Origin of the sequence: Streptomyces ossamyceticus, from assembly GCF_001418475.1 — a bacterium.
GTDB classification, from domain to species: domain Bacteria; phylum Actinomycetota; class Actinomycetes; order Streptomycetales; family Streptomycetaceae; genus Streptomyces; species Streptomyces ossamyceticus.
Genome location: NZ_LIQX01000263.1, coordinates 399 through 5,928 on the forward strand (window position 1 = coordinate 399; position 5,530 = coordinate 5,928).

Genomic DNA, 5,530 nt, shown 5'->3' on the forward strand with positions numbered 1-5,530 from the left:
CGGCTGGTCTCGGCGAGGCCGACCCGCACGGCGCGTGCGTTGTCCTTGGTGTGGACCCACTCCTCGTGCATGCGGCTCACCAGGAACACCTGGTAGTCCATGGAGAGCCCGAAGAGGAGGGAGAGCATGATGACCGGCAGGAACGCGGCGATCGGACCCTCCTTGCCGATGCCGAGCAGTTCCGTGCCCCAGCCCCACTGGAAGACCGCCACCAGGACGCCGAAGGACGCGGCCGCCGCGACGAGGTTCATCAGCGCGGCCGTCAGCGGCACCACCAGGGAGCGGAAGGCGACCATCAGCAGCAGGAAGCCCAGCGCGATGATCGTCGCGATGAAGTAGGGCAGCCGGTCGCCCGTGACCGACGCGAAGTCCTTCGACACCGCCGTCACCCCGCCCACATGGGCCTCCGTCCCGGACGCCGGGATCACGTCGTCCCGCAGCCGGTCGATGAGCAGGTCCGTCCGCTCGTCCTGGGGCGAGGTCGTCGGGACGACCTGGATCACGGTGACACCGTTCGCGGGCGGTACGGCGGCGACCTGGGACACACCCGGTGTGGACTCGATGCGCGCGACGAGGCCCTTCGTGTCCGTGCCGTCCACGACGACCTGGAGAGGCCCGTTGAAGCCGGGGCCGAACCCCTCCGCGAGGAGGTCGTACGCCTGCCGGGTGGTCGTCGTGTCCCGGTGGTTGCCCTGGTCGGAGGTGCCGAGCCGGATGGACAGGACGGGCACCGCGAGGACCACCATCACGACGAGGGCGAGCACGGCGGTCGAGCGGGGGCGCCGCTCGACGTACGCCGACCAGCGGGCGGCGAGACCGCTGGTCACCTCCGGCTCGGGGCCGGCGGCCACGAGCCGGCGCCGTTCGCGGCGGCTGAGGACGCGCGGGCCCAGCACCCCGAGGAGGGCCGGCAGCAGGGTGACCGCCGCGAGCACGCTCAGCACCACGGTCAACGAGGTCGCGATGACGACACCGTCCAGGAAGCGGAGGTTCATCACCAGCATGCCGGCGAGGGCGATGCACACGGTGCCGCCCGCGAACAGCACCGCGCGGCCGGAGGTGTTGAGGGCGGTCACGGCCGCCTCCTCCGGTTTCATGCCGCGCAGGATGCCGCGCCGGTGCCGGGTGACGATGAACAGGGCGTAGTCGATGCCGACGCCGAGACCGATGAGCGAGCCGAGCAGCGGGGCCACGTCCGGGATGTTCGTGGTGTGGCTGAGCAGGGCCGTGGCCGTCATGCCGGTGCCGACACCCGCGATCGCCACGACGATCGGCAGCAGCATCGCGAAGAACGAGCCGAAGGCCAGGAAGAGGACGACGGCCGCCGCGAGGATGCCGACCGCCTCGGACGTGCCCTGGGTGGCCTCCTGCGCCCGGGCGATCGCCTGACCGCCCAGCTCCACCTGGAGTCCGTCCCGTTCGGCGTCCCGCGCCGCCTCGATGACGTCGTCGATCAGCGCCTTCGGTACGGAGTTCGCCTGCTCGGTGAAGGTCACCTGGGCGTAGGCGATCGTCCCGTCCCGGCTGACGCCCGCGCCGCCGCCCGCGGTGCCGCCCCTCCCGTAGGGGCCGGTGACCTCGCCGACGCCGTCCATCCGCCCGATCCGTTCGAGCGCGGGCTCGATCCGGGACCGTACGGACGCGTCCCCGACCGACCCGTCGTCGACCTTCCACACCACCGTGTCGACGTCGCCCGCGCGTTCCGGGAAGGCCCTGTCCATCAGGTCGTACGCGCGCTTGGAGTCCGTGTCCGGGAGCGAGAAGACGTTCGCGTAGTCGGTGCCCGCTGCCGAGCCGGCGAAGCCGACACCGAACACCGTCCCCACCCACAGCAACAGGACCACCAGTCGGTGTTGATAGCACCATCGTGCCAATGTCGCCACGATCAACTCTCCTTCTGCGGCGGTCGATGGGTCCCCCAGGTCCTCGGACCACCTTCGACGGCCGGGCGGCCGGGACGACATGGCCGGCCCATGACTCTCAAGGAACTCCAAGGAGGAAGCCCTCCCCGGGCGCAACACCGGTGCGGATACTGAGGACATGACCCGAGACGAGGGAGTCGACGAGGCCGTGGGCCACGCCGGGGCCGGGCAGCAAGGGACGACGGCCACCGTGCTCGTCGTCGAGGACGAGCCGAGCATCGCGGACGTCCTCGCCATCGCCCTGCGCTACCACCGCTTCGAGGTGATGACGGCCGGTACGGTCCGGGAGGCACTCGCGCTCGCCGAGCGCACCCGGCCCGACGCGGCCCTGCTGGACGTGATGCTCCCGGACGGCGACGGCCGGGCCCTCGGCCGTGAACTGCGCGCCCGGAGGCCGGAGCTGGCGCTGGTCTTCCTGACCGCGCGGGACTCGCCCGCCGAGATCGTGGGCGCGCTCGGCTTCGGCGACGACTACATCACCAAGCCGTTCCACATCGACGAGGTGGTCGCCCGCGTCACCGCCGTGCTGCGCCGTACCCGGCGTGCCGACGTCCTCCCCCAGCGCCCGCCGCTGCGCTACGGCGACCTGGAGCTGGACGAGACGACGTACTCGGTGCACCGGGCGGGCCGCACGGTGGAGCTGACGCCGACGGAGTACGCCCTGCTGCGGTTCCTGGTGCGCAACGGCGGGCGGATCGTGCCGAAGGAGCAACTCCTGCGCCACGTCTGGCAGTACGAGCACGCGCCGGCCGAGTCGACCGTCGTGGAGACCTACATCAGCTATCTGCGCCGCAAGCTGGACGCCCTCGGCCCGCCGCTGATCACCACACGGCGGGGCGTCGGATACGGACTGGCATGACACTCCCCGTGCGGCTCCCCGGAAGGCTCCGGCGGCCCCCCGGCAGGCCCCGGCAGGGGCGCGGCCACTACTCCCTGCGGGCCAAGCTCACCCTCGCCAACGTGGTGCTGCTGGCCGTGGCGATCACCGCGGCGACCACGGTCAGCGCGATGGGCATGCGGCTGTACCTGCTGGACAGCGTCGACGCCGAGCTGATGACCACCCGCGACTCGATCGGCCGGGCGCAGGTCAGCATGGAGCAGGTCGACGCGCTGAGCGCGCTGGTCGCCGTCAGCCGCAAGGCGTCCGCCGACCCGGCCGCCGAGGACGCCGACTCCCTCGTCCAGGGCGCCGTCTTCACCGCCCTGGACGACCGGGGTGAGCCGCTGACCGTCGCCGGTTTCGCGCCCACCGCCGGGCAGCGGGCGCTCGCCGCCGCCGTCGACGACCCGGCGGCCCTCGTCGCCGACGACGAACCCCATGACGTCGACGTGTCCGGCGCCCCGCACCGGGTCACCGCGGCCCGCCTCGGCGACGGCACGACCGTGCTGCTCGCCACCTCCACCGAGTCGCTCCACCAGGTCATCGCCAAGGCCCTGCGGCTGGACTTCGGTGTCGGCGGCCTGCTCCTCGCGCTCCTCGCCTGTCTGACGCTGTTCAGTGTGCGTCGCCGGATGCGGCCCCTGGAGGACATGGTCGAGACGTCGTCCGCGATCGCCGAGGGCGATCTGACCCGCCGCATCCCCTCCAGCTCCGAGGCGACGCTGGAGGTCGAGCAGCTGCGCCTCGCCCTCAACTCGATGCTCCAGCAGGTCGAGTCGGCCTACCGCACCCGCGAACACAGCGCCGCCCAACTGCGTCGCTTCGTCGGCGACGCCTCCCACGAGCTGCGCACCCCGCTGTCCGCGATCCGCGGCTACCTCCAGCTCTACGAGAAGGGCATGCTCACCGATCCGGCCGAACGCCGTCGCGCCTGGGACCGTATGAACGGCGAGGTCGACCGCATGGGCCATCTCGTGGACGAACTCCTCACCCTCGCCCGCCTCGACCAGCACCCCGAACTCCGGCTGCGGAACGTGGACCTGGCCTGCCTGGTCCGTGACGCCGCCGCCGATCTCCGCGCCCAGCAGCCCGAACGCCCCGTCACGGTGGCCGCGGCGGGCGCCCTCCTCGTGCATGCCGACGAGTCGGGGCTGCGGCAGATCCTGGGCAACCTGGTGAGCAACGTACGCACCCACACCCCCGCCGACGTGCCGGTACGCCTGTGCGTGGCACGGCAGGACGGCACCGTGCGGCTGTCCGTCGCGGACGAGGGGCCGGGGCTGCCGGAGGAGGACGCGGCCAGGATCTTCGACCGCTTCTTCCGGGCGGGCGGGGGCGCGGGCAGCGGCCTGGGCATGGCCATCGTGCAGGGCGTGGCGGAGGCCCACGGCGGGGAGGTCACGGTGACCACGTCCCCGGGCGACGGCCTGGAGGTGACGGTGACCCTGCCGCCGCGCTGAGACGTCCGCGGCCCCCGCTCGCCGTCGGATCCAGTCCGGCCCACCACAGCCGGAGGGCTCCGTCAGGCCCAGTCCGGCCACCACAACCGGAACACCCCGTCAGATCCAGTCCAGCCGCCACAACCGGAACACCCCGGTCGCGTCGGACAGGTACTGCGCCCCGCCGACGTCCTCCGTGCTGAGCACGTACTCCTTGCGCTGCCACAGCGGGATCAGCGGGACGTCCTGCGCGACGACGTCCTGGAGGCTCTTGAAGTCCTCCACCGCCCGGCTGCGGTCCTCGTAGCGCCGGCCGTCCCGGACGAGCCGGTCGGCCTCCTTGCTGCTGTACCCGTTCTTCAGGGAGCCGTCGGTGCCCACGAGGGGCCCGCTGAAGGTGTCGGGGTCGGGGAAGTCGGCCACCCAGCCGACGCCGTACGCGTCGAGCCTGCCGTCGGCGTAACGCTGCTGGAAGTCGGCCCAGGGGTAGGCCTTCGTCGTCACGTAGAACAGCCCGGTCGCCTCCAACTGCCGCTTCAGCTCGGCGGCCTCGGCGACGGCCGACTCCCGGCCCTCGGCGTACCCGTACGTGAAGCGCACCGGCATGCTCACGCCGGCCGCGTCGAGCAGCTTGCGGGCCCGCTGCGGATCGGGCTTGGGGTACGTGTCGAAGAACGAGGTGGTGTGGCCCGTGACGCCGGCCGGGATCAGGGAGTACAGCGGGTCGGTGGTGCCCTGGTAGACCTGGGAGACCAGCTTCTCCCGGTTGATCACGGCGGCCAGCGCCTGCCGCACCCGGCGGTCGTGGAGGGGCGAGTTCTCCCGGACGTTGAGAACCAGGTCGCGGGTCTCGGTGCTGTCGGACTCCGTGACCCGCCGGCCGGGGCCGCTGGGCGACAGCCCCGCGAGCACCGCGGGCGGCAGGGTGCGCGCGGCGACGTCGACACGGCGTTCCTGCCACGCCTTCTCCAGCGCCGCCGAGTCCTCGTAGTAGCGCATGAGAACGGGTCTGCCGGTGTGCTGGACGGCGCCCCGGTAGCTCTCGTTGGGGCTGAGGCGGGCCTGCCGGTCCTTCGTGTACGACGTCAGGACGTACGGCCCGGTGCCGTCGGCGCCGCCGTCGGTGCGCAGCCGGTTCGCCGGGTACTCGGTGCGGTCGACGATCGCCCCGGCGCCCGTCGCGATCTTGTACGGGAAGGTGGCGTCCGGCGCGGTGAGGCGGAAGCTGACGGTCTGCCCGTCCACGCTCACCGACTGGAGGGTGTCGAGGAGCGAGGCGGGGCCGACGT

The 5,530-nt window shown here is 72.4% G+C and carries 4 protein-coding genes; 2 read left to right on the top strand and 2 right to left on the bottom strand.

Going from position 1 to position 5,530, the window contains the following annotated elements; translation table 11 throughout:
- Positions 1-1,874, bottom strand: a 1,874-nt coding sequence (locus AOK15_RS20190; RefSeq protein ID WP_240508513.1) for an MMPL family transporter, incomplete at its 3' end; no start/stop codon positions are given.
- Between the two features lie 238 nt (positions 1,875-2,112).
- Here AOK15_RS20190 and AOK15_RS20195 point away from each other — a divergent pair.
- Both AOK15_RS20195 and AOK15_RS20200 read left to right on the top strand, forming a co-directional pair.
- Positions 2,113-2,781 (top strand): response regulator transcription factor, encoded by a 669-nt coding sequence (locus AOK15_RS20195; protein ID WP_205632180.1) that lies wholly within the window; start codon positions 2,113-2,115, stop codon positions 2,779-2,781.
- Positions 2,778-4,262, top strand: a complete 1,485-nt coding sequence (locus AOK15_RS20200) for a sensor histidine kinase (protein ID WP_055518840.1) — start codon at positions 2,778-2,780, stop codon at positions 4,260-4,262. The genes AOK15_RS20195 and AOK15_RS20200 overlap by 4 nt, the downstream gene beginning before the upstream one ends.
- A gap of 99 nt (positions 4,263-4,361) precedes the next feature.
- Here AOK15_RS20200 and AOK15_RS20205 read toward each other — a convergent pair.
- Positions 4,362-5,530 (bottom strand): ABC transporter substrate-binding protein (locus tag AOK15_RS20205; RefSeq protein ID WP_240508511.1); only part of this gene is annotated, 1,169 nt, incomplete at its 5' end.

Coding starts and splice junctions, on each gene's coding strand:
- AOK15_RS20200 (WP_055518840.1), top strand. CDS start 2,778: ATGACACTCCCCGTGCGGCTCCCCGGAAGGCTCCGGCGGCCCCCCGGC.